We start from the raw sequence: 3,155 nt of genomic DNA, 5'->3' as shown, positions 1-3,155 counted from the left end.
CTCATCATCCGCCTGCTGCTCGGCGGCTGGCTCATCCTCGAGGCCGTGGGGACCTTCTTCCGTCTCGGCGGAAACCCGGGCATTTCCGGCCTGGAGGCCGACTACGCCAACTACCTGGCCCCGGGCGGGCTGGCGATCATCGTTCCCTCGCTGCAGCTCGCGGCCGGTGTGTTCCTGGTCCTGGGCCTGATCACCCCGCTGTTCGCGATGGTGGCCACCATCGTCACCTCGTTCACCGCGCTGCATGAACTGACGACCTCGGGCGCGGGAGCCAACCTCTTCGCGTGGCCGGAGTCGGTGTGGCTCTCGCTGGTGATGCTGGGCATTTCCCTGGCGCTGCAGTTCACCGGTCCGGGCCTGGTCTCCCTGGACTTCGGACGCAGCTGGGCCCGTCGCCCGCTCGTCAGCTCCTGGATCTTCATCCTGCTGGCCGTCGCCGGCGCCGTCGCCCTGTGGTGGTTCGGCGCGGGAGTCAACCCGCTGGCATAGACCCCCGCACGATCGAAGGCCCCGTCACCTGACGGGGCCTTTCTGATTCTCAGGCGCGCGGCACCCGCCGCAGGGACACCGCCCAGGCCACCAGCACCGCGATGCCCAGCCACACGAAATCGCTCACCAGCACCTTCTGCCAGAAGTTCAGGGCGTGGATGTCGATGCCATCGCCGTACCACCACTTCGGCGGCTGGGTGATCACGAGCGCGGTGAACGTGAAGGTCAGCGCGGACAGGGCCACCGGCCCGCCGAGCACGGTGAGGCAGCGCCACGCGAGCACCGGCAGCAGCAGGGTGAGCCAGATCCAGTGGTGGGACCAGGACACGGGGGAGATGAGGAGCATGATGACGGCGTTGACCAGGGCGGCGTCGATAAGCATGTCCCGGCGCATGAGCGCCACCATGAGCCAGCCGCCGAGCACGATCGTCAGCAGCGACAGCCCCAGCCACAGGCCGTTGACCAGCGTCGAGTGCGCGTCGAGTGACTCGGGGGAGGTGAACCAGCGCATGATCATGCCCTTGAGGGAGCTGTTGGACTGGTAGACGGTGTTGACACCGAATTCCGAACTCGATCCCATGTCGAGCAGCACCGAGGTGTAGAACTCCTTCGTCGCGTCCCAGCGCACCAGCGCCGCCACCCCGGTGGCCAGCAGGGCCGAGACACCGGCGACGACAATCGAGCGGAGATCACGGCGCAGCAGGAAGTAGAGCAGCATCGCCAGGGGAGTGAGCTTGATGGCCGCGGCGATACCGATGAGCCAGCCCTGCGGCAGCGTCCGCGGGCGCGGAACGAGATCGAGCACCACCAGCGCCATGAGCACGATGTTGAGCTGCGCGAACCCCGCGTTGAGCCACACCGGTTCGATGAGCAGCACCACCGGCCACACCGCGGCGGTCAGCGCCAGCAGCGTCCACCCGCGCAGCCGCAGCGAGCGGAGGATGACATACAGGCACACCAGCACCAGTGCGGCGGAGAGCATGATCATGAGATCGCCGGCCAGGTCCGGCTCCAGGCCCACGAACGGCACCATGACCAGCGCACCGAAGGGCGGGTAAATGAACGGCAGGGCCAGGTCGCCGGCGTACATCGGCACGGAGTACATCTCGCCGCCGTCGAGGAAGGCGCGCACGCCCTCCAGGTAGATGATCATGTCGACGGGGAAGTCCGTGATCATCATCTGCCGCCCGACGACGCCGAAGCCCGCGACCAGCCCCAGGGCGGCCACCATCTGGAGGACGGTGGCAAGGGGCAGGGTCGCGGGCTTGGAGAGGTCAGTCACCCGGCTGATGTTAGTCCACCCGGCGGACGGCACCCTTATCGGCGGAGGTGGCCATCGACGCGTAGGCGCGCAGGGCCTTGGACACGACGCGCTCACGGTTCGCGGTCCACGGTTTCTCCGAGGCCTCCATCGCTTCACGACGCCGCGCGATCTCCTCGTCCGGGATATCCAGCGAGAGGCGACGGGTGTGGACGTCGATGGTGATCGGGTCACCGTTCTCGATCAGGCCGATGAGCCCACCGTGGGCGGCCTCGGGGGAGATGTGGCCGATGGACAGACCCGAGGTGCCACCGGAGAAACGGCCGTCGGTGATCAGGGCGCACTTCTTGCCCAGGCCCGCGCCCTTGAGGAAGGACGTCGGGTGCAGCATCTCCTGCATGCCGGGACCACCGGAGGGACCCTCGTAGCGGATGACCACGACCTCACCGGCCTGCACCTCGCGCTTGAGGATGATCGACACGGCCTCCTCCTGGCTGTCGACGACGCGGGCCGGACCGGTGAAGGTCCACAGTTCCTCCTCGACGCCGGCGGTCTTGAGCACGGACCCGTCCGGGGCGAGGTTGCCGCGCAGCACCACCAGACCGCCGTCGGCGGAATGGGCGTGCTCGACGTCGTGGATGCAGCCGTCGACCTGGTCGGTGTCCAGGGACTCCCACCGGTTGTCGGTGGAGAAGGCCTCGGTGGTGCGCACCCCGCCCGGGGCGGCGTGGAAGAGCTCGGTGGCGGCGTCGATGGCCTTGCCGCCGCGGATGTCCCAGTCGTTCAGCCAGCCGTCGAGGCTGTCGTAGACGACGGTGTGGACGTCCTCGTTGAGCAGGTCAGCGCGGCGCAGCTCGCCGAGGATGGCGGGAATGCCGCCGGCGCGGTGGACATCCTCGATGTGGTAGATGCCGTTGGGGGCGACCTTGGACAGGCACGGCACGCGGTGGGAGATGTCCTCGATGTCGGCGAGGGTGAAGTCGATCTCACCCTCCTGCGCGGCGGCCAGGGTGTGGAGGATGGTGTTGGTGGACCCACCCATGGCCATGTCGAGCGCCATGGCGTTGCGGAAGGCGTCCTTGGTGGCGACGTTGCGCGGCAGGACGGACTCGTCCTCCTCACCGTAGTAACGGCGGCACAGCTCGACGATGGTCTCACCGGCCTGCTCGAAGAGGCGGCGGCGGGCCGAATGGGTGGCCAGCGTGGTGCCGTTGCCCGGCAGCGACAGGCCGAGGGCCTCGGTGAGGCAGTTCATGGAGTTGGCGGTGAACATGCCGGAGCAGGAACCGCAGGTCGGGCAGGCCGACTCCTCGATCTGCGCCAGACCGGCGTCGGAGACGGCCTCGTTGGCGGAGGCGGCGATGGCGGTGATGAGGTCGGTCGGGGTCTGGGCGACACCGTCGAC

At 68.3% G+C, this 3,155-nt stretch carries 3 protein-coding genes; 1 reads left to right on the top strand and 2 read right to left on the bottom strand.

The features are described from left to right. The coding region (locus Q4F73_RS11475; protein ID WP_303359476.1) for a DoxX family protein at positions 1–489 on the top strand (489 nt) is incomplete at its 5' end. A 49-nt stretch (positions 490–538) separates the two neighbouring features. On the opposite strand, the gene Q4F73_RS11470 is transcribed toward Q4F73_RS11475, so the two are convergent. Together Q4F73_RS11470 and ilvD are read right to left on the bottom strand one after the other, a co-directional pair. Continuing rightward, positions 539–1,771: a glycosyltransferase family 87 protein gene (locus Q4F73_RS11470; protein ID WP_303359475.1), complete on the bottom strand. Its 1,233-nt coding sequence runs from the start codon at positions 1,769–1,771 to the stop codon at positions 539–541. A gap of 10 nt (positions 1,772–1,781) precedes the next feature. Continuing rightward, positions 1,782–3,155 (bottom strand): dihydroxy-acid dehydratase (ilvD, locus tag Q4F73_RS11465; protein WP_303359474.1); only part of this gene is annotated, 1,374 nt, incomplete at its 5' end.

Source organism: Corynebacterium sp. (genome assembly GCF_030535495.1).
Classification (GTDB): Bacteria; Actinomycetota; Actinomycetes; order Mycobacteriales; family Mycobacteriaceae; genus Corynebacterium.
The sequence above is the reverse complement of the archived record's forward strand: the minus strand, read 5'-3'. Positions and strand labels throughout refer to the sequence as shown.